Genomic DNA, 21,208 nt, shown 5'->3' with positions numbered 1-21,208 from the left:
TATGTTATTGGAAGGTATTGCCGACATTACCTGTGCCAGTTTGCGTAGTTAGCGCGACTTCACCGCTGCCAATCTGAAAGGTTGTTTGAATATTGGAGACACCATTTTGCGTCACCAGGATACTGCTACTAGTACCGCTATGTTGATTGATTTGGGAAGAGTTAGAATCACCAAACTGACTCAATACTAATGAGCTTGAGAACAAAGCCCCGTCTTGCCCTTGATCTATTTCTGCCGTGTTCGCAGAGCCGTCTTGGTTGACTTGGGTAATACAGGAAACAACCTCTATCGCAACGATATTTTCGTTGCCTTGATCAAGATTTACGTTATTAGATGTTCCCGACTGGGTAACCTCGCCCACGCTAGAAGTGATATTTTCCTGATCCATCAACGTAAAGTTGCTATTTCCAATTTGAGTAATGACGCCTGTTGCAGCAGACATATCGGTTTCCTGTTCTACTCGTCCAGTATTCGAATTGCCGATTTGTGTAACTATTGCTGTACTGCTGGTGGCTACCTCATCCTGCTCGATATCTATGAAATTGGAAGAACCCGTTTGGCTGGCCATAGCAAAAGTAAAGGTTACATCTCTATCCTGGTCTAGGTTGGCAAAGTTAGAATCACCGGCCTGGCTGTAGGTTGCCGTGCTGCTGTCTACTCCGAGGCGCTGATCTAGAACTACTGTGTTCGACATGCCCTGCTGGGACGCAATGAGTGTACTGGAAGTAACATCCACCTGTTGTCGGATTTGGATGTCGTTTAAGTCTCCAGTCTGAGTGCCGGTGAAGGAGCTGAATTGAGCATCATCCTGTAGCAAGGTTGCTGTATTTTCGTTGCCATTTTGGTTCAGGAGAGCTGAAGTTAACTGGGTTCCGTCTTGCTGTACCGCTGAGGCTTGATTCAAATTTCCCGTCTGTACCAATTCGATAGTACTTTCGGAAGTCCCCGTAGTTTGGGATGCATCCGAGTCATTGAAATCTCCGAGTTGGGTCTGAACAATCAAGTTGTTATCCACAGTGCCATCTGACTGATCAGAATTTGCATTATTTCCAGTACCTTCTTGGAATACCAGGGTGACATTATTATCAGCTAGAGGGGATATGCTGGCGGCAAATAGCGCGACTGCAGTCACAAAAGTGGTCACTTTCATAGAGGTAATCCCTTATTGGTTAAATCTTATCGGGCGACCGCTTATAAGCCTCGACTGCAAGCCTGGATGAGTATTTAGGGAGCCGCCATAGGAAAAAATGAATGAATAACTAAGAAGAAAGCTCAGGTTGCTGTTTGTTCACCGGGCCGACTTGCTGTATAACCATACAGCCCCAAAGTAACCTCTGCCTCATTATTTGCATATCATGTCATAAGGAACTGGTGTGCGGTATCGACGATAGATAGATCGAAAAACTAGCGCTTGTGCCATGACCCAACCGATAGAATTGCCAACTGGCTACTACCTGGACAACTTCAAAGCGTTGATTGAATTTGTTAGCCAACACTATTCCCGGCTTATCACCACATCTGAGCAAAATTTTTTTAAAACCTTCCAAGAGTTGGATATTTATAGCCAGCGGCTCTATGTGCGTTTGCTGTCCCGTAAAGGAGTACCCTCCTCTAGAGGATCGCTTTTCCGCCTGGAGAAGCTTAGCTATGGTGAGATAGAGAGCATTGAAAGTGCTGCAGCTGTTTTGCATCGCGTTGGACTACTTTGTTTTAATCCGGTGCTAACGGCACAAGAATATCTACCACTATTTACCAAAGCTGAATTGCTTGCGGCAGGACCCTCGGGTATATCCAAGTCTCTCAGCCGGCCTTCCCTCGAGCAACTATTGCTTGAAGAATCCAGTTCGAGTGACTGGTTTGTGAAGTTGCTTTCTCAGCACAGGGTACTAGCCGTCCAGGGTGCTGAGCATTTCCAGACTTTCAAACTGTGTTACTTTGGCAACTTGAATCAGGATCTTACCGACTATGTATTGCGGGATCTTGGGCTTTATCGCTATGAATCCTATCCACTGGATAAGCAAAATCTCCCCTTTCAAAGCCGCTCGCAAATTGATCAGTATCTGCTTTACTACCAATGCCTGGAGCTGTTAGAAGAGCCATTACTGGAAGATGCAGAAGCCATATTGGCCTTATCTGCTCAACTGCCAGAAGGTATCGATGGTGACTCAACCCTGGCTCGTCGGCTGGACAGAATACGTCTTAAGTTGGCACGGCAGCTTGAGCGGCTCAATGCTCTTGAGCAGGCCGATGCACTATATCAACTTTGTAAAACCCCTCCCTCCCGTGAGCGCCGCGCACGAATTGCCGTAAAGCAAGGGTACGACACTCTAGCATTGGAAATATGCGAGGAAATAATAGCCTCCCCTATGGACCAAGCAGAAAGAGAGTTTGCTCTTAGCTTTGGTTACCGCACAGCCAAACGAAGTGGAGGCCTCAACAACTGGCGGGCACCTCATAAAATCCAAGCCCCCACTGAAGTGATAAGTTTGGCGCAGGGGGAAAGCTGTGTTGAGCTACTGGTGGCAGAGCACCTTGAAGGTTCTAGCGGTGGTGAGTGTTTTTATGTAGAGAACACCCTATTCACCGGTGTGTTGGGCCTCTATATTTGGGACATACTATTTGCACCCGTGCCTGGTGCTTTTTTCAATCCCTTCCAGGTAGCCCCAGCTGATTTTCGCACTGCGGATTTTTACTATTCCCGCCAAGCGCTATTCACCCAGCGATTGGCTGAAATAGAGCATGAGTCCTTGAAGTCCCGTGTCCTCGCTAACTTTGCAGAGAAACAAGGTATTGCCAACCCTTTGGTTGCTTGGGAAGCTTTGTCTACAGAACTACTTGAGAAGGCGCTGGATAGAATCCCCCAAGTCATTGGCGTTCAATTTTTACTCGCATGCTCAGTGATATCACACAGAATAGAAATGGGCTGCCAGACCTCATTTGCTTTACTCCCTCCGGTCACTATGAACTCGTGGAGGTTAAAGGTCCTGGGGATCGCTTACAAAAAAACCAAGAACGCTGGCTGGCGTTTTTTGCTGAAGAGGCGATCCCTCATCGGGTAATTCATGTGGAGTGGCACTAGCTTTGGATCGCTTAGAGCCGGCTGAGACTTTGAATCTTTCTGTAGGAGAGCTGGTCGCTTTTTCCTGCCGCAGCGGAGATTTGATTCGGGAGCCAACTTCAGGGCCCTCTGCCCAGGAAGGGATTCGGGCTCATCAGAAGCTACAAAATCAGCGGCCCAAAGGCGCTGAGGCAGAATACAAGCTCAAGACCCAAATAGATTGGATGGAACAGCAGGTTACTTTGAGCGGCCGGGTTGACATATTTCACCCGAAAAGTGATTTGCATAAACCGGCTCAGCTGGATGAAATTAAGACCACTTATTTACCCCCATCGAAGTTGCCCGAAGCCACCAAGGAATTGCATTGGGCCCAGCTAAAAATTTACGGCTATTGCTACTTGGTAAATGAAGACGCTACAGGTGGTACAGATACAGTTGCCTTGCAAGTTGTCTGGTATAACCTCAAGGAGCGCAAGGCCTATCCAGAGTGCATAGAGTACCGCTTTAGTGAGTTAGAGGCCTTCACTCTTGAGGCTCTCACAAAATATTTGTGTTGGCACAGGGCTTGGCAGGAACATCGGCAACAGCTTATTGATACTGCGAAACGGCTCGCTTTCCCTTTTCCACAATACCGCCCCGGCCAGCGCCAACTGGCAGTGGAAGCCTACCGGTGTTTCCGGGACGGTGGCGAGCTGGTGGCCGAAGCTTCAACGGGAACCGGTAAGACAATCAGCACCCTATTCCCAGCCATAAAGGCAATTGGCGAGGAAAAACTGGATCAGCTGGTTTACCTGACCGCAAAGAATTCCGGTCGGCAAATGGTGCGGGAAACCATTGAGGCACTTCAGGCGAGTGGTTTGCAGTTATCTTTACTTGAAATTCAAGCAAGGGAAAAAACCTGTGCCTGTAACCTGGGGCTTTGTACTCGTGATGATGACGGCATCTGTCCGAGAACAAGAGGGTTTTATGATCGACTTCCAGTTGCAATGGATGCCCTGCTCGGCCGGCCCCAGTTAACTCCCAAAGAAATTGCTGATGTGGCGGATCAGCAGCAAATCTGCCCCTTTGAACTCTCCCTTCAAATATTGCCTTGGGTAGACTTGGTGGTATGTGATTTCAATTATGTATTTGACCCTTTGGTACGCCTGACCAGTTTTCAGGACCAGCGCAATCGCCGCGCACTGTTAGTCGATGAAGCTCACAATTTGATCGGCCGCGCCCAGGAAATGTACAGTGCAAAGTTATCCCGCCGTGATAGTCGCCGCGCAGCTAATGCTTGCAAAGGGCACTCTCCGACATTGCAGAGAAGTATCCAGTCTCTGGTTCGGGCAATTGAAAATTGGGTCAAGCGATTGCGAGAAGTTGGTGTAGCTCAAAGCCGCAGTACTTTTGAAGGGGGTGAAGTTTGGGTCACTGCAGCAATAGGTGAAGCAGAGCATCCAGAATCAGTTTCCCGAGCCGTGCAAAAAGTGCTCTCCACGGTCAGCCAACTTATGGAAAGCTCTCAGTCGCCCCCGGAGGAAATAGCGGAGTGGTTAAGGTCTGTCTATCGTTACGCCGTTATTGAGCAGGAGCTTTGCGATCAGCATAAAGTTGTCACTCGGGTGATTGACCGGGATGCTCCCTGGCAGGAGCAGGAAATTAAGCTGCTTTGTTTAAATGCTGCACAGTTTTTACAGCGATCCTACCAGCAAAACCAAGCCGCTTTACTCTTCTCTGCGACTTTGCGCCCAGCCGGCTATATATTTAGTCAACTGGGTGTAGAGCATGAGTCGCCCTACCTAAGACTGCCCTCGCCTTTTCAGCCGCAGCAACAGGGCGTTTTCCTGTGTCCATATATAGATACGCGCTACCAAGCCCGCGACCGCTCAATAGAGAACCTCGTTGACACTATTTTCCGTACCTTTTACAGCCGAGCAGGAAATTACCTGGTATTTTTTCCCTCTTATCGTTACCTGGAGCAAGTTGCTGAGAGTTTTAAGGCGAGATTCCCGGAAGTGTGCTTGTTACAACAGCTGCCGGGACAGGGAGAGACAGAGCGCGCTGAGTTTTTGTCTGGATTCAACGAAGGTAACAAGAGCCTTGGGTTTGCCATTATGGGGGGTATCTTTGGTGAAGGCATTGACTATGTTGGGGAGAAGCTGGTTGGCACTATTATCGTCGGTACTGGGCTCCCGCAAGTTAATATTGAGCGGGAGCTACAGCGCGATGCTGCGGAAACCACGGGCATCCATGGATTTGACATCGCCTACCGCTATCCAGGGATGACTCGCGTACTGCAAACCGCCGGTCGGGTTATACGTTCCGAATCTGATAAAGGTGTGATCATTCTGGTAGATAGCCGCTTTTCGGAACCTTTTTATTGGCAGCTTTTTCCAGAGCACTGGCAACCGGCGGTTTGTCGCAACACCGATCAATTAACGGGCAACTTGGAGCAGTTCTGGAGTTTAAGCTAAATCAGGTTTAGGAATTTCTCTCCCTTAACCTGAACTTTCCCAACACCCAAGCGATAAGCGTGCCGCTCAATATCCCCGCCGTATTGGCCGCGAAATCCAACCACTCACCTGTTCGATTCACGTAAGGTTGAAGCAACTCTATGCCACCGCTCCACAGTACAAAAAATAATCCTATTAGCCACCAGTAACTAGGCCTGCGCAGGGCGACGGGGAACATCAGCGCACTATAGGCAATTAAGTGATTGGTTTTGTCGGTGCCGGGTATATTGGGTACTTCGGGAAGTGGAAACAGGGATAGGCTCGTAATAATGCACAAAAACACCACTGTTAGCAGAATCCAGTAGTTGTAGACGAGCCTTAAGGGAAGTTGAATTATCATTAGTTCCTACTAATTAGGGTTACATTGTTAGCCTAGTGGCACTGCATCTGCATCCAAACATCTGAGAACTTCAACTGCGCAAGGTCTTCATTGTGTATAGAGAAATACAATCTTCCTGCATCTCCCCACATAAAGCCACCAAGACTATTGAGTTCCAATAGCAACTGCCATTCTTCAGCTTTGCCTTTACCCATAACCCTTGCCGCATCTTCAGTAATACCATCGTACTGTACTGGATTGGGGTAACCAGAAATTTGGAGTAATTTTGATCCTGTAAGGTTTTCCTTCAGGGTGCAATATGCATCAAGCAAATAATCATCTTCATCAAATATCTTTAACTCTTCATAAGGATACTCGCCTAAATCTGGAAGGGAAAAAGAGCGCTTGAACGATATTTTACTTTCAGGATAAATCGAAGGTAGTCTCTTTGGCTTTAACAGTCCCCAAAAGCGCTTTTTATGGATACCGGGGGCTTGGTGATTCGAGACTGCTACATCAGCTGGGATATAGATTATCCGTATAAAATCTTTCTTACCTCGCACATCCGCCCAAACTCCATCACAGTAAAAAAAGAGCAAGTAGCCTGCCGATGGCAGGATAGGTGAATTGACTTCTGCGCAATTGAGCTGAAGGAGAAACTCCAAAGGTAAACCTCGATAGAATGGCCACTCAAAGTCAGCAGGGACATCAGGGTGCCCCCCAATCTTAGATGAGCCCTGCTCAATAATATCAGAAGACAATTCAGCGGTAGTACATTCAACACACAGCGACTCTATTTCATTCAAAAAAGCTTCAAGACCGACCGCTTTAAGTTCTTTCAATAACAACGCTATATACATCCTTCAATATTCGCCCTGGCACGCTTTTCATATCTGTCATAGAAGTAATCAGTGTGATAAAGCCTCTCTTGAGACAAAAATTCCTTTAATAGTTCCCTGCGTTTCTTTTTGTAAATCATAATCGGTACCAGCCGATACTCTTTACGGACTTGTTTCTCATAAGCTTCGAAAACGCTTGTGCTGGCTCCCAGGATCGTTAGGTCAATGTCGATTATTAGCTTTTCATCAATACTAACTGGCGTGTAATTGTGGCAGGTTGCCATAATCAATTGGTACACCCTATCCACCCCTGCGGGACAATACCCGGAATCGATCAAGAACTTTTTTGCCCATAGAGCACTGTTTTCTTCATTCTTAGAAGAAAATGGCTTGTAAATCGCATCGTGAAACCAGATAGCCAACTCGACCTCATGGGGGTGCTCGGCAAGCTCTGCAACTTTATCAAAGTGCTTCAGCATCGCATCAATGTGATGCCCTGTATGATAATGCCTGTGATTCTCTGCATACGAAGAAACTAACTTTTCGAAGCACTGAAGGGATTCAGGAAGATTGAGTGCCCCCATTAGGTTGAGCCATCTATTTTGGTTCATTGGCTAATCCTCGGAGCGTCATCTTTCCGTAAACCCGTAGCTTGTAAAATGTTTTTCCCTGCCAATACCAAATAAAGCCATGCTTTTCTCCATCGATTCCCCAATAAAACGATATGAATATGCCAGCCTTTTTCCCGTCGAGCACTATAATCACTGTAAAGGAGAGTATAGGCTTCTGGGTCACCGACTATTGATTCGGCAATGCTTCTTGCATGCTCAATGCCAAGTGAAACCATCTCACTAACCTCCTCCTTACTTGGCTCTCCCTGGGATTTTGGAAAAACCAAGAGGTGGTAATTCGGTATTAAGTCTCTACGAACCCTGATCAACCGGCAATTATTCCCAGAGGCTAAAGTAATATTCGCGTTGTCGCCCGATGAATTGCCAAATACCCGCTGCTTCATGAATCCTCAGATACTTATTTACTTTTTTGTACCAGGGTACAAATTGAGAACTGGTAAAGACGCTATTTGCGCCTATTCCGCATAGTAAGTAGCGGGAGGCCGCTCTGACAAGCCGCTGGCCACTTCATTGGGGAGGCAAGCCAGCTTTGGTAGGCAAACTTTAAAGGTAGTTGGCCAACGTTGCGGTTAACTCCTGGGTTTTGAGGAAAGCTCGTTTAATTGAATTCCGGTGCCTTTCATCAGCAAATTCCTGGTACTCCGCATTGATTTCATGGAACTCCTCAACCCCCAAATAGTGGCTTAAAGTTCGGATATGTGGCCCCAGGTGATTCATTTGCTCACGGATTCCTCCTTGCGCAAACCCAAACTCCCCTGCAGAGGTGATTAGCACCAGCTTTTTGCCAGACATAATAGGCTCTAAGGGGAAATCACCACGGTCTAAATCAAAGGTGAACGTCTTGTTGATACGAACAACTTGATCGAACCAGGCCTTAAGTGCGGCAGGCATGCCGTAGTTATACATCGAAGTGGACATAACAATGATATCCGCCTGGGATAGCTCATCAATCAAGATGTCAGAAAGCGCGACCAAGGACTGCTGCTCCTTGGTGCGATCCGCTTCAGGCGTAAAAACCGATGCAATCCAATCTTGATTAATAAAGCCTGGTGGGTTTAAACCGACATCTCTATGGATAACTTTATCTTGGGGTCTTTTTTCTAGCCAACCGCTTACAAAACTGGCGGCAACTGCTTTGGAGATTGAGGTATGCCTGGGGATATTCGCACTGTCTTGTGGTGCTTCTAAGCCGCTCCACTTCTGAGCACTAGCGTCAATATGTAATAGTGTTTTCATAGTCTGGAACCTTTACTGAACCGTCTGAAGGTTCATCTATGGTGATGCTGGGGAGTATCCTTGACAAACGAGTTATTTCTTCTTATAGATGAGAAAAGCTCATCTATAAGAGATTCTGATCGGTGTACCCAAACCTACCCTCCCTCAACGCCCTAAAAGTATTCGATGCCGCCGCCAGACTGGGCAGTTTCAAGAGAGCTGCGGAAGAACTCTTTATAACGCCGACAGCCGTATCACATCAGATAAAGGGTTTGGAGGAATCCCTGGGTACAACATTATTCGAGCGCAAAACCCGTGCCGTGCAGTTGACCAGTGAAGGGCAGATGCTCGCTCAAACTACCTCTCAAATTTTTCAGCAGCTCACTGAAACGGTGAGTGAAATAACGTGTTCAAAGAAAACACTGACCGTTAGTACGACTTCAAGCTTTGCTGCTATGTGGCTTGTGCCCCATCTGGAGAATTTTTATCAGAAATTTCCAGATATCATTGTTTCAGTAGTGACCGGGGAAGAAGTGAGTGATATCGAGCGAGATAGACGCATCGACATCGCTATTCGGTACGGGAAATATGATGAAAGTACAAAAAATGCTCTCCACTTGGTCACCGAAACAATCGGTGTCTACGCTGCACCAAGCTACCTGACTCAGATTAGGGATATTTCTGAAGCTCAACTTCTGGAAACAAAATGGGTCAACTCATCACTTCCACCGCTGAACTGGCAAACTCTCCTCAAAAGAAAACTTGATGGCATTCGCGTGCGGCAGTTTGACCAGGAGCATCATGTAATCCAGGCTGCCTTGGCTGGCCAGGGTATTGCGCTAGTAAGTTCGCTTCTTGTTCAAAATCCTTTGCGCAATCAATGGCTGGTTCCTTTTAGAGGAGGCTCCAAGCTTTCAGGGATTGAGGGATTTACCTATTCCGCATTAATACCTAGCCGCCATTCAAGAAATGGAAATGTGTTGGCTTTCGTAACCTGGCTGAAGGAAGCACTTCGCGATTCTCCCTATAGTTAGGTACATCCGACTGGCACTGAACTCGCCTTCGGACTTGCCGAGAGTAGGTGTGTAGCTAATCTAAGCCCACACCAAGAGCACAACATATTGTGCTCATCTATTAACCAGTGCGCCATATATAGTGATCTGGATCAATTGGCGTTCCTGTCTCTTCGATATGCTCTCCCCACAAATTGTGAGGAAGTCCGATGACCAGTACCGCTATACCCGACAGCGAAGCCGCACCAGCTTCAGAACAGATTTCGCAGGTAAGTTCAGATCAACTGTTGGTGCGTAAGCGAGATGGCAGGACACTGGCTTTTGATGCTCGCAGGATCACTTTGGCTCTTCTCAGTGCTGGCCAGGCAACGGAATCTTTTGATCAACAGGAAGCGGAACAACTTACCGAATCTGTCCTTAAAGTGATCAAGCACCGCTTTGATAGTGGTGAGCCCATTGATATTGAAGAGATTCAGAATATTGCTGAACAGGTATTGATCAATAACGATTACATTGATACTGCCCGCGCCTATATCGCTTATCGGGGGCGGCATGCGCAAATGCGCACTGATCGGCAAACACTGGTGGATGTCGGTGCTTCTATTGAAGAGTATTTAGAGCAAGCGGATTGGCGAGTTGCAGCCAATGCGAACCAGGGATATTCCCTAGGGGGATTGATCCTGAACAGCGCAGGTAAAATGATTGCCAACTATTGGTTAAATCATGTTTATTCCCCTGAGATCGGCGCAGCACATCGGGATGGCGATTTACACATCCACGACCTGGATATGTTGGCTGGATATTGTGCAGGTTGGTCGCTGCGCACCCTATTACATGAAGGGCTAAATGGTGTTCCGGGAAAAGTCGAATCGGCACCGCCGGCCCACTTGACCAGCGCGGTCGGACAGATTGTTAACTTTCTTGGAACACTGCAAAACGAATGGGCGGGCGCGCAGGCATTTAGCTCTTTCGATACCTATCTTGCACCTTTTGTGCGCAAGGACCAGCTAGACTACGCGACCGTACGCCAGTGCATTCAGGAGCTGATCTTTAACCTGAATGTGCCATCCCGCTGGGGTACCCAGACCCCCTTTACTAATCTCACTTTCGATTGGGTTTGCCCCCAGGATTTACGCGAGCAGGTGCCTGTGATTGCCGGTCAGGAAATGCCTTTCACCTATGGCGACCTGCAAGAAGAAATGGATCTAATCAACCGCGCCTATATCGAAGTCATGAGCGAGGGGGATGCACGCGGTAGGGTATTCACCTTCCCTATTCCCACATACAACATCAGTGAGGATTTCCCTTGGGAGAGCGAAAATGCTGAGCGGCTGTTTGCCATGACTGCTCGCTACGGTCTGCCCTATTTCCAAAACTTTATAAATTCAGACTTGAGCCCAAACATGGTTCGCTCCATGTGCTGCCGCTTACAGCTTGATCTACGCGAATTGTTAAAGCGTGGTAACGGCCTCTTTGGCTCCGCCGAACAGACAGGTTCGCTCGGCGTAGTAACTATCAACTGTGCCCGCCTTGGATATCTCTATAAAGGAAACTGGCAGCTTCTGCTCTCCCAGCTGGACAAACTGCTGATACTTGCCCGTGATTCACTTGAAGTGAAACGGAAAGTCATCCAGCGGCATATGGATGCAGGTCTGTTTCCCTACACTCGCCGCTACCTGGGGACTCTACGCAACCACTTCTCCACGATCGGGGTGAACGGCATCAATGAAATGCTGAGAAACTTTAGTTGTGACAACGAAAGTGTGGTTACGGAAGATGGGAAAGCACTGGCCGAGCAATTACTCGACCATATCCGCATGCGCATGACTGAATTCCAGGAACAAACCGGGCATCTCTACAACCTGGAGGCAACTCCGGCAGAGGGCACTACTTATCGGTTTGCCCGCGAAGATCGCAAACGTTACCCAGATATTATGCAGGCAGGTAGTAGTGAAGCGCCCTACTACACCAATTCATCCCAGCTGCCGGTGGGCTTTACCGATGATCCCTTCGAGGCCCTGGCCCGACAGGAATCCCTCCAATCCCGTTACACCGGTGGCACTGTACTTCATCTTTATTTGGGCGAGCAGTTGCCTGATACCGATAGTTGCCGCCGCTTGCTGCGGCGTGCTCTGGAAAACTACCGCCTGCCCTATATCACCGTGACGCCGAGCTTTTCAATTTGCCCGGTCCATGGATATCTGAGTGGCGAACACGAATTCTGCCCTCGCTGCGACGAAGCTCTCCTGGCCCGAGAGCAATCCTGCTGTAGCGACTAAACCATACTTTCAAGGAGAAAGACCATGAGCCAACAAGACACTTTATTGAGAGAAGAAGATCGCACCCGCTGCGAGGTATGGAGCCGGGTAATGGGGTACCACCGCCCAGTTTCATTTTGGAATCCGGGAAAACAATCAGAGCACCGGGAGCGCCAATTCTTTGTGGCGGACAACAGTAGGAATGCACTAAAAACTTATGAGTAATAAGTTACGTGTCGGTGGATTCACGTCGTTTACGGCAATCGACTTCCCCGGCGAGTTGGCAGCGGTGGTTTTTTGCCAGGGATGCCCCTGGCGCTGCCGCTACTGCCATAACGGCGATCTGTTACCTGCGCGAGCACCCAGTGCCTATGACTGGGATCAGATCCTCACATTTTTAGACAGTCGCCGGGGCTTGCTGGATGCCGTTGTGTTTTCCGGTGGAGAACCCACCGCCCAGAGTGCCCTGGAACCGGCGATTGCCCAAGTTAAGGATCTGGGATTCAAGGTCGGGCTTCATACTGCGGGAATCTACCCCCGCAAGCTGGAACGCCTGATCCAAAGTCTTGATTGGGTGGGGTTGGATATCAAGGCGATGCCGGAAAACTACCCTTCCATTACGGGTGTTGATGGCAGTGGCGTGGCCCCCTGGCAATGTGCGGAGCTTCTTGCTCAGTCCAAGATACCTCTGCAAGTGCGCCTTACCAGGCACCCGAGCTTTACAACTGATGTTGAACTGAACCAAATACGGGAGAAACTTAGTGGTATTGGTATTGAAAAGTTGGAGGTCCAGCGCTGCAATAGTGAGCAAGCGATAGATCAGACACTTAAATTTATGACTTGTTAAGCTAATACTCACAGATAAGTTCAATATCTAAGTAACTAAATATTACATGAGTATTAAAATAACTTGCGGTCAGCTTAGCTTAAGGTGCTTATAACTTCGCTATATTTCTCAATTTTTGCCGCTGTAACAAGAATGTAAGCTAGTTTTGCAAAAATGTTCTTTAAGTGATCGGTGTTCCAATGCTGGGCCTCGGCCTCTGGAGACCCTCATAATTCCAGGGTGGTGAAAATATTGCCTTCATCCAGTGATGGGTAAAATTTTATAAGATAAACAGCCAGACTCTTGTTCTGACTTATATGCCAGCTCGATTAAAAGTGCTGATGCCTGAGAAGTATATTGTGGGCAGACTGTGACTTTTGCCATAACGATTAAATTAGCCATATGCTCTCAGTACATAACGATTTGTATTGTGAAATTAAGGAGCCTCTGAATAATTCCGTAATGCCTTTGCGGGTCTTGAAGGCTGCAGATGTTAGGCGCAGCTCGCCGTGAATGGCCGTAGCCCTTTGTGGCCTTCAAGGCCCGCCCTTCGGGGCTTGCAGGGGTATCACGGAATTATTCAGAGGCTCCTTAAGACGTGCGCTTTACTACCAACAGTACGCCAATAACCATCATGGCAAGACCAATAAGGCGCTTGGTATCCAAGCTGGTTTGCTGCGTACCCAGTAACCCAAAATGGTCGATAACGCTAATGGCGAGCAGTTGCCCTAGAAGAACGAAAGATACCGCATTACCCACACCATACCTTGGCGACACCCAAGTCACACTCAATATATAGAAAGCCACCAGAATCCCACCCAAGTAAAAGTACCAGGCAATACCTTTGCTAAAAACAGCACTGGGTAACCCCTCCGTTTTCAAGAGATAAGCCGCGGAGATTACAAGCCAAACGAGAAATAGCAGTGTAGTTGCCAGGGCTGAACTACCAAGCTTAATACCGAGACCACTGTTCAGCGTTGCAATAACGGTATACCAATGCCTGCAATAAGCATTAGAGACGGGTAGATAACTGCATTTTGCACTACGGGACACCTCTACTTAGAATCACGAGCCGACCCCAGAGGGGCCGGCCAGGCCATGTATTAGCTGGCAAGCTGTTTGGCGATAGCAACACCAACACCGTGCGCACTTGCCGGGTTTTGGCCACTAATCACTCGCCCATCTTCAATAACAAACTCCTGCCAAGGTTGTACTTTGTTGTAGCGGGCAGCGCCCCTCGCCAAAGATTCTTCCAGTAAAAATGGGATGTCATTAATGGTGCCGAAGTCAATCTCCTCCTCACGAGTGAAGCCGGTGACAGACTTGCTATCCAAAAGCTTTTCGCCATTGCTCAGGGTGATAGGCAGGAAACCAGCGGGGCCGTGGCACACTGCGGCCAATGTGCCACCCTCTTCGTAGATCTCGGCACTTAGCTTTGCGAAGTCTTCGTTCGTTGCCAAGTCAGAAAGCAGACCAAATCCGCCGGGGTAGAATACTGCATCATAGTCTGCAGTATTCAGCTGGCTCATAGGGATGGTGTTATTGATACGGTTTTGGAAATCTGAATCATTAAGCACCATTTGGTTGATGTCGTCACCTTCGATGTCAGTGCCATAGAGTGGTGCTTTCCCCCTTTAATAGAGGCGATGTCATAGTCGAGACCACTCTCCATAAATACGTGAATCGCGTGAGTCAACTCAGGTGAGTAGGTGCCATTTGCCTGGTCAGTTTCACCAAGGGTGGCGTGGTTGGTCACTGGTATAAGTACTTTCTTCATGTTTCTTTCCTCTGTTGGTCAGCATTCAGTGGGGAGGGATTGTAGATTGTCCCTGTTCTGCTGATAATGCGTAAAACCTGTTAAATACCTTTGCAGAATGGCAACAATCGAGTTTGAGAAACATGGAAAATTTTGACGGCATAGTCGAGTTTGTAGCGGTGGCAGAAAGCCAAGGTTTCTCAGCGGCTGCCAAGCAACTTGGCTGCAGTACTAGCCATGTGAGTAGGCAGGTCTCCCGCCTGGAGGAGCGCTTGGGCTCATCCCTTTTGGCCCGCTCAACACGTCAGGTAAGTCTGACTCAGGCTGGGACCGCCTATTACCAGCGCTGTAAAGAGTTAGTGATAGGCCTGCAACAGGCGAATGAGCAGGTTAGCCAGCAACAGTTTCAGCTCAATGGAACACTAAGAGTTAGCGGAGCTGGTATCTTTGCTGAGCAATATGTTGCCCCTGCCCTGATGGACTTTGGCTTGAAACACCCGGGGTTGAAAATCGACATGGACTTCAATAGCAGGATGGTCAATTTCGTCGAGGATGGGATTGATTTTGCCATACGCTATGGTCGCCTTGAGGATTCCGGCTTAGTTGCTCGTAAACTGGCCGACCGCCAAATGATGGCTGTCGCAAGCCCGAGTTACCTGAAAGAGAATGGTATTCCCAATCACCCCGACCAACTAAAAACTCAGAGTTGCTTGGTGGCCAACAATGATGAATGGGTTTTTGACCTGAATGGAGAGCCTGTAAGCGTAAAGGTTAGTGGGCGCTGGAGAACAAATAATGCCCATGCGATCGTGAAAGCTTGCGAGCAAGGCCTGGGTATAGCTTATATGCCCAAAAGCAGCTTTAGTGGTTCAATTCAACAGGGCTTACTCGAGCCCATCTTGGAATCTTTTTGTGGGCGCGGCGCCAGTAGCTGGATCGTGTATCAGAATCGTCGCTTTTTACCCATGCGAGCGCGAATGGCGATTGACTATTTGGTTGATTACTTTTCTGACTGGGTGGAATAGAAAGCGATTGGATTCGTTGACAGGAATAGAAGCACTCCCCACTTCTTGCAAGCCTTCAATCTGGAGGATTAATATCCACCCCCCTCCAATCGACTGGCATTGATTATGGTCCTGACCAGGGCATTTTATCGCAGTGGTCACACTGCAACCCAGCAACGACAACCCGTTTCGTTTGTGGATGTCAGGAAGCGATTCGGCTTTCGCTCTATTGCTGTTGGCCGATGGGTCACTCGCGAGGAGCGCGATCGGGCCGCTGGGCTTTTTTATGATGCACTTGTTGATCTAATGACCATTCTTCAAGGACCGGAAGCATTGGTATCCCTCCGAGGTACATTGTCTTTTCAATATGGAATCGGCGGGCGCCCAGGGATGGCTGCCTTTTATGACCCTACTGCCCGGAGCTTTTCTCTTGCCAAGAATGCGGGGCCTGGCTCCATTGCCCATGAATGGTTTCATGCATTTGATCATTACTTGGCCCAAAAAGCGTTCAGTGACACGTCTAGTACCATGTATGCCTCAGAGGCCTGGTTACGGAATGCAACTCCAGTACCCCACCCGCTCAATGACTTACTTTTTGCGTGCTTTAAAACTGTGATGCTGGATGAGAGTGGTAATAACCCCAGTGACTTGGTGACTGCTTCCATCAGTGCCGATAAAGCAAATGGTTCTGTCTACTACAGTGAGCCTGTGGAGCTGAGTGCCCGGGCCTTTGAAGCATTTATTCAGGATGCCAGTATCAACAATAATTTTTTGGTTGCTGGCTCAAAGGCTAGCCAAGAGGCGAAGTTGGGACTGTATCCACAGGGAGAGCAACGACAGAGAATTAATCAAGCCTTTAATAGGTATTTTACTTTCCTTGGGAGAGCTCTATTGGCTGAATAGAGTACTAAATGATCGATGCGAATTCAGTATCATGTACGAAATCCGAAAATTACTAAAACATGAAATATGCTTAAGTAGGAAATAAATACGTTCTGCTTTTATCATCTTTCAACGACTTTTCTTCCTCCCTGGCTATATTTATGTTCTCACAAGGAAGGCAGCAATATTCTATTTGACTGATATTATTTAAAATATAATCCCGTTTCTCTAAATTATTTCTAGTTCCTGATCCAAGCTCTTTTGGTAATAAGCTAGACATTCTAAAAGCACAGTTCTTTCCTCTGCCAAATAGAACAAACTCTTTAGTCTTCCTATTCCTTAAAACATAGACTCCTGCGCCAAAAGGGGCGGTTATCAGCTCATTTTTCCTCGGGTCAGGAAATGATTTCCACTTTGTCCACTTGCTCATAAAACCTCTTCCTTTGTGTAATTTACTTACATTAGGCTTTTTATCCTTATTTGTTATAGAAGGTATAAAAGTGGCTCTCGATATTTGTCAAGTTGGGGCCGCATGTCAACTTCTAACTTCCGATCTTTGTTGTTATTAAACAATCTCATGCCAATAATTTATATTTCCTGTGGTATCTTCCACCAATTTACATTTCTTTTGTGCTTAATAAATAGTCAACTAGGTCTTCATGAGCCAAAAATCGCCCTCACAATTCAATATCCTAATCGTCGAAGACGATCGAGGCCTAAACGATCAGCTCAGCGAAATGATCCAAGATGCAGGGTATCAAGTGAATGCCTGCTTTGACGGGAATACCGCGCTATTGGAAGCCGCAAAGCAACAACCGCAGTTAATTTTACTCGATCTAATGCTGCCAGAAATGGATGGTATTTCCCTGCTCAAGATTTTGCGTAAATCCAGTCAGGTGCCGGTCATTATTCTCACCGCTAAAGGGGCTGAAGAGGAAAGGATCACTGGCCTGCGCTACGGGGCAGATGATTATGTGGCTAAACCTTTTAACCAGACTGAGCTTTTACTGAGAATTGAGGCCTTATTACGCCGAAGTCAGCCAGCTCAGGCAGAGAGCGTCCACTACACCGAGATCGATAATCTTCGGCTTGATTTGAATGCCCTGCAGGTATTCGCAGGTGGCCAGCCTATTGAATTCACAGCTGCTCAATTTAAGTTGCTATGGGAATTGGCAATACATCGTGGTGAAGTTTTGAGCAAGGCATATCTTTCCCAGCAGGTCCTCAATCGCACCCTGGGTGCCTATGATCGCAGCTTGGACATGCACCTTAGTCGGGTCAGGCGCAAATTGACTGGTGCTGGCTGGCGAGGGGATCGGTTACAGACGGTACACGGCAAGGGGTACTGCTTGAAATGAACCGGAAACTTCTTTGGAAACTCTGTCTGCTGATTACGTCCGGTATTGTCACCCTCTTCTATCTTATTAACTCCCTCACCATCCGTACTGAAGAGCAGATGAGTTTACTGGACCCCTCTCATCGGCAGGAGTTAAAGCAGTGGGGCAAAGAAGCAGAGATGCGCTTTCTTTCTGGCGACAAAGCCGGATTGGAACAATGGCTGAAAGTGCTTCAGGAGCGGGAGGATACCTGGGCCACTGTTACTCAGTATGAAGTAACCCATATCGCAGGTGAGCGAGGGAATGAGCATCGGTACATTGGATATAATCTCGGCCGCGATGTGGATTGGAAGGTCCACCTGTATTTCGAAGACAATCCGGTAATGGAAATCCCGTTTACAACCGAGAGAACCAGCTTATTGATACTGCTCCCTGACAGGATGCGCCCCGGTGGCTACTGGCAAACCACTCGACTAATGATGCAGATACTACTGCCGATGGGCATTTTAGCGCTGGTATCCCTGATGCTTTATCGTCATATTATGCATCCCTTGCGAAAGCTGGAACAGGCAACACGGGAATTCAGCCGGGGGAATTTTGATGTGCGAGTCCACCATCAGTTGGGCAGCCGTGACGATGAGATTTCCGAACTGGCCAAAACCTTTGATCAGATGGCAACCCGGATAGGCGAGCAAATTATCAACCAGCGGCAACTGATCGCTGATCTTTCCCATGAATTAAGAACTCCTCTTACCCGCTTGGATATTGCGATAGAGGGCGCCGGCACCCGCTATTCGGACGATAGAAATATCCGGAGAATTCAAAGGGAGTCTGCCCATATTCGACGTTTGGTGGAGGATACTCTTACCCTTGCCTGGCTAGATAATGAGCAACCCTCTATAGGTACCGAAGACCTGGACTTGGTAGACCTTATTGATGTGATTGTCGAGGATGCCCGCTTTGAATTCCCAAATCGCACTATCTGTACCCACTTGCCGGACTCAGCGAAAATAAGGAAATCCAATCATCAGGCTGTTGGCCAGGCACTGGAAAATATCTTGCGCAATGCGATGCGCTATACCCCTGCGGGACAAGCTGTTCACATCCTTCTGGAGAAAACTGGGAAAGACCAAGTCATTATTGATATTGAAGACTCGGGCCCTGGTGTACCGGAAGCTTTGCTGGACAATATTTTTAAGCCCTTCTTTAGGGCCGATCAATCACGAACTTCAAAATCGAAGAATTTTGGACTTGGCCTAGCCCTAGCACGGCGCCAGCTGAATAGTGTAGGCGCAACAATTAGAGCCTCCAATCGATCCGCTGGGGGTTTAAGTATGAGGGTCACACTTCCCACGCAGTTTTCCGAGTGTTTGGAGCCTTCGTAAGCTGAAATCGCCATCAAATGTAACAAATGCAACACTGCTGTACTTTGTAAGTGCCAATAGGAATAATTCGCATTAGCAAATAGGTAACTCTGTGAAGGACACCACATGGCCCGCAATATTTCTCACAATAAGTACGCGTTACTCCCCTTGATGGTATCCAGCGCCCTGGCCTCTGGCATCAGCCAGGCACAGGAAGCGCAGGAACCAGAAGATACCGCTGAAACCCCGATGGAAACCGTAGTAGTTGTCGGTGTAGCAACGGATACCGAGATTACGCCTGAAGAACTTGATAAGCAGCAGGCAAATGATCTTAGTGATATTTTTCGCCAGATACCGTCCGTATCTGTTGGTGGATCACTGGGTATCGCACAGAAAGTTTATATTCGCGGGATGGAAGACACTCTTCTCAATGTTACGGTAGATGGCGCGCCACAAACCGGCACCCTCTTCCATCATATTGGCCGGGTATCGATAGAGCCGGAGTTATTGCAGAAAGTTGAAGTACAGGCTGGCGCAGGCGAAGCTACCAGCGGTGCTGGTGCGATCGGAGGTGCAATCCGCTTTGAAACCAAAGATGCCGATGACCTGCTTGACGAGGGTGAACAGTTTGGGGCAATAGTGAAAGGCGGTGTCTTTAGTAATGATGGCCAAAAAGCCAGTGCCTCAGTTTACGGGAAGATTACTGAAAACTGGGGGCTTCTAGGGTCATTTGTGACCATTGAGCACGAGAATATGGAAGATGGTGACGGCAACACCATCTATGGTACCGCTTCTGATCAGGACCTCGCCTTCATGAAATTGAGTGGTGATGTATCTGAGAATCAAAAGCTGAGCGTCAGTTTTGAGCAACGGAATGAATCTGGAGAACTCAGCCAACGCCCCAATTGGCCTGCCTATGAGGGGCAGACACTCTATCCAATGGATGCTGAGCGCCAAACGTTTGTTGCCAACCATCAATTTTCTCCCAGTGCTCTGATTAACCTGGAAACTACGGTTTATCACACTAAGTCAGAGATGGAGCAAAATGTCTACGATCGATGGGGCAAGTACGGCGCTTCGGTAGAGTCCCTTGGCTTTGATTTGCGAAATACCAGCAATATCGGACAACACACTATCACTTATGGTGTGGAGGGCCGTGAAGATGAAGTGGAGAGCCGTTACCTCTCTGAACCCTATATTGGTATCTCCTACAGCGAGGAAGGCCAAATTCTCAGCGCTTATGTTCAGGATCATTGGCAGGCAACCGACGCACTATTGTTGAGCTTTGGAGTGCGCTATGACGAATACCAGCTGGAACAGGTTACCTATGATGATGAGACCGATAGCCAGGGTTTCAGCCCCAATATCGGCATGAGCTATTCGATTACTGATGCCCTCACCCTCACTGCTGGCCATGCAACAGCTATGCGCGGCAAGGAGGTTGGAGATGGATTTACTCTAGAGTCGGCAGTGATTGATCCTGACCTGGATGCTGAGACCGTTGACAATACCGAACTTGGGCTGGAATACCTTCAGGATGGCCTTGGGCTAAAAGCTGCTATTTACCGCAGTACAATCGATGATGTTATTCTCGATCAGCTTGGAAGTGGTACTTACTACGAAAATATTGGCGAACTGGAGACTGAAGGTTTTGAGCTTAGCGCCTCTTACGCTTGGGACAAGTTGTCACTCAGTGCTGCTTTCAGTCATAGCGATTCGGAACTTAATGGATATACCGTTGAGGGCTATGAACACAACGGCTTGGCAAATGCCCGTGGCGATACCTGGAACCTGACTGCCACTTACGCCTTTACACCCAAGTTAGAATTAGGTTGGAACTACACTCTGGTACAAGACCTGAATGATATTGAGGTTTTACAGCGTGCAGTTGAAATTGGCTGGATCGATAGCACCCAAACAGTGGATAAGCCGGGTTACCAGGTACACGATCTTTACTTGCACTGGGAGCCTCTTGCAGATGATCGCCTGAATGTTAATTTAGCGATTCAAAACCTTCTTAATGAGCACTACCGCGACCATTCCAGTGTAGCGGATTATAGTGGCATTGATGGTTGGGGTATCGTAGCCGGGTTATACGAGGCAGGTCGAGATATCAGACTATCAGTTGACTACCGTTTCTAATTTCCTCTTATTTTTTATTTACGATCTGGGCCCAGTACATTTGTATTGGGCCCTTTATTGCCTATGAA

19 protein-coding genes and 2 pseudogenes are annotated in these 21,208 nt (G+C 47.9%); 11 read left to right on the top strand and 10 right to left on the bottom strand.

The genetic code is table 11. The features are described from left to right. Positions 1-4: 4 nt before the first annotated feature. Positions 5-1,150, bottom strand: a complete 1,146-nt coding sequence (locus P0078_RS02090; RefSeq protein ID WP_282932821.1) for a hypothetical protein — start codon at positions 1,148-1,150, stop codon at positions 5-7. 268 nt (positions 1,151-1,418) lie between these two features. Here P0078_RS02090 and P0078_RS24425 point away from each other — a divergent pair. The 3 genes and pseudogenes from P0078_RS24425 to P0078_RS02080 form a co-directional block, all read left to right on the top strand. Continuing rightward, positions 1,419-1,643: pseudogene (locus P0078_RS24425) on the top strand (VRR-NUC domain-containing protein); the annotation flags it as partial. A gap of 1,247 nt (positions 1,644-2,890) precedes the next feature. Further along, entirely contained in the window at positions 2,891-3,079 is a 189-nt protein-coding gene (locus tag P0078_RS02085; RefSeq protein ID WP_282932820.1) for a VRR-NUC domain-containing protein, read from the top strand. A 2-nt stretch (positions 3,080-3,081) separates the two neighbouring features. Continuing rightward, on the top strand, positions 3,082-5,514 hold the full coding sequence (locus P0078_RS02080) for an ATP-dependent DNA helicase (RefSeq protein ID WP_282932819.1): 2,433 nt from the start codon (positions 3,082-3,084) through the stop codon (positions 5,512-5,514). 7 nt (positions 5,515-5,521) lie between these two features. On the opposite strand, the gene P0078_RS02075 is transcribed toward P0078_RS02080, so the two are convergent. From P0078_RS02075 to P0078_RS02055, 5 genes are all read right to left on the bottom strand, one after another. Beyond that, entirely contained in the window at positions 5,522-5,893 is a 372-nt protein-coding gene (locus tag P0078_RS02075) for a VanZ family protein (RefSeq protein WP_282932818.1), read from the bottom strand. 32 nt (positions 5,894-5,925) lie between these two features. Continuing rightward, positions 5,926-6,714, bottom strand: coding sequence for a YwqG family protein (locus tag P0078_RS02070; RefSeq protein ID WP_282932817.1), 789 nt, complete (start codon positions 6,712-6,714; stop codon positions 5,926-5,928). An 8-nt stretch (positions 6,715-6,722) separates the two neighbouring features. Continuing rightward, the gene (locus P0078_RS02065) at positions 6,723-7,322 is read right to left on the bottom strand and encodes an HD domain-containing protein (RefSeq protein WP_282932816.1); all 600 of its coding nucleotides are present in this window, start codon (positions 7,320-7,322) and stop codon (positions 6,723-6,725) included. Then, the gene (locus P0078_RS02060; RefSeq protein WP_282932815.1) at positions 7,319-7,726 is read right to left on the bottom strand and encodes a hypothetical protein; all 408 of its coding nucleotides are present in this window, start codon (positions 7,724-7,726) and stop codon (positions 7,319-7,321) included. The genes P0078_RS02065 and P0078_RS02060 overlap by 4 nt, the downstream gene beginning before the upstream one ends. Before the next feature lie 160 nt (positions 7,727-7,886). Continuing rightward, on the bottom strand, positions 7,887-8,579 hold the full coding sequence (locus P0078_RS02055; protein WP_282932814.1) for an FMN-dependent NADH-azoreductase: 693 nt from the start codon (positions 8,577-8,579) through the stop codon (positions 7,887-7,889). Positions 8,580-8,701: 122 nt separating this feature from the next. Here P0078_RS02055 and P0078_RS02050 point away from each other — a divergent pair, with 122 nt between their 5' ends. The 3 genes and pseudogenes from P0078_RS02050 (at position 8,702) to P0078_RS02040 (ending at position 12,676) form a co-directional block, all read left to right on the top strand. Beyond that, positions 8,702-9,592: a LysR substrate-binding domain-containing protein gene (locus P0078_RS02050; protein ID WP_282932813.1), complete on the top strand. Its 891-nt coding sequence runs from the start codon at positions 8,702-8,704 to the stop codon at positions 9,590-9,592. A 188-nt stretch (positions 9,593-9,780) separates the two neighbouring features. Then, positions 9,781-12,054 (top strand): annotated as a pseudogene (locus P0078_RS02045) (ribonucleoside triphosphate reductase). Further along, positions 12,047-12,676 (top strand): anaerobic ribonucleoside-triphosphate reductase activating protein, encoded by a 630-nt coding sequence (locus P0078_RS02040; RefSeq protein WP_282932812.1) that lies wholly within the window; start codon positions 12,047-12,049, stop codon positions 12,674-12,676. Before P0078_RS02045 ends, P0078_RS02040 begins: the two are co-directional and overlap by 8 nt. 570 nt (positions 12,677-13,246) lie before the next feature. Here the strand turns inward: P0078_RS02040 and P0078_RS02035 are convergent. The 3 genes from P0078_RS02035 to P0078_RS02025 are packed head-to-tail and all read right to left on the bottom strand — an operon-like array spanning position 13,247 to position 14,432. After that, positions 13,247-13,708 carry a DMT family transporter gene (locus tag P0078_RS02035; protein ID WP_282932811.1) on the bottom strand — a complete coding sequence of 154 codons (462 nt, stop codon included), beginning with the start codon at positions 13,706-13,708 and terminating at the stop codon, positions 13,247-13,249. A gap of 50 nt (positions 13,709-13,758) precedes the next feature. Then, on the bottom strand, positions 13,759-14,235 hold the full coding sequence (locus P0078_RS02030) for a type 1 glutamine amidotransferase domain-containing protein (RefSeq protein ID WP_282932810.1): 477 nt from the start codon (positions 14,233-14,235) through the stop codon (positions 13,759-13,761). Beyond that, on the bottom strand, positions 14,181-14,432 hold the full coding sequence (locus P0078_RS02025) for a type 1 glutamine amidotransferase family protein (RefSeq protein ID WP_282932809.1): 252 nt from the start codon (positions 14,430-14,432) through the stop codon (positions 14,181-14,183). Before P0078_RS02025 ends, P0078_RS02030 begins: the two co-directional genes overlap by 55 nt. A 122-nt stretch (positions 14,433-14,554) precedes the next feature. Here P0078_RS02025 and P0078_RS02020 point away from each other — a divergent pair, with 122 nt between their 5' ends. Beyond that, positions 14,555-15,436: a LysR family transcriptional regulator gene (locus P0078_RS02020; RefSeq protein WP_282932808.1), complete on the top strand. Its 882-nt coding sequence runs from the start codon at positions 14,555-14,557 to the stop codon at positions 15,434-15,436. A gap of 105 nt (positions 15,437-15,541) precedes the next feature. Then, positions 15,542-16,318, top strand: a complete 777-nt coding sequence (locus P0078_RS02015) for a CLCA_X family protein (RefSeq protein ID WP_282932807.1) — start codon at positions 15,542-15,544, stop codon at positions 16,316-16,318. A gap of 70 nt (positions 16,319-16,388) precedes the next feature. Here P0078_RS02015 and P0078_RS02010 read toward each other — a convergent pair whose 3' ends face one another. Beyond that, the gene (locus P0078_RS02010; RefSeq protein ID WP_282932806.1) at positions 16,389-16,727 is read right to left on the bottom strand and encodes a hypothetical protein; all 339 of its coding nucleotides are present in this window, start codon (positions 16,725-16,727) and stop codon (positions 16,389-16,391) included. A gap of 229 nt (positions 16,728-16,956) precedes the next feature. On the opposite strand from P0078_RS02010, the gene P0078_RS02005 reads away from it, so the two are divergent. From P0078_RS02005 to P0078_RS01995, 3 genes are all read left to right on the top strand, one after another. Then, positions 16,957-17,655, top strand: a complete 699-nt coding sequence (locus P0078_RS02005) for a response regulator transcription factor (RefSeq protein ID WP_282932805.1) — start codon at positions 16,957-16,959, stop codon at positions 17,653-17,655. Continuing rightward, positions 17,652-19,019, top strand: a complete 1,368-nt coding sequence (locus P0078_RS02000; protein ID WP_282932804.1) for a sensor histidine kinase — start codon at positions 17,652-17,654, stop codon at positions 19,017-19,019. The genes P0078_RS02005 and P0078_RS02000 overlap by 4 nt, the downstream gene beginning before the upstream one ends. Before the next feature lie 105 nt (positions 19,020-19,124). Beyond that, a complete protein-coding gene (locus P0078_RS01995) occupies positions 19,125-21,140 on the top strand; it encodes a TonB-dependent receptor (protein WP_282932803.1) in 2,016 nt (671 codons plus the stop codon). Positions 21,141-21,208 lie beyond the last annotated feature (68 nt).

This window comes from Microbulbifer sp. VAAF005, from assembly GCF_030012985.1.
Taxonomy (GTDB): Bacteria; Pseudomonadota; Gammaproteobacteria; order Pseudomonadales; family Cellvibrionaceae; genus Microbulbifer.
This window is presented reverse-complemented; position numbering and strand designations above follow the sequence as displayed.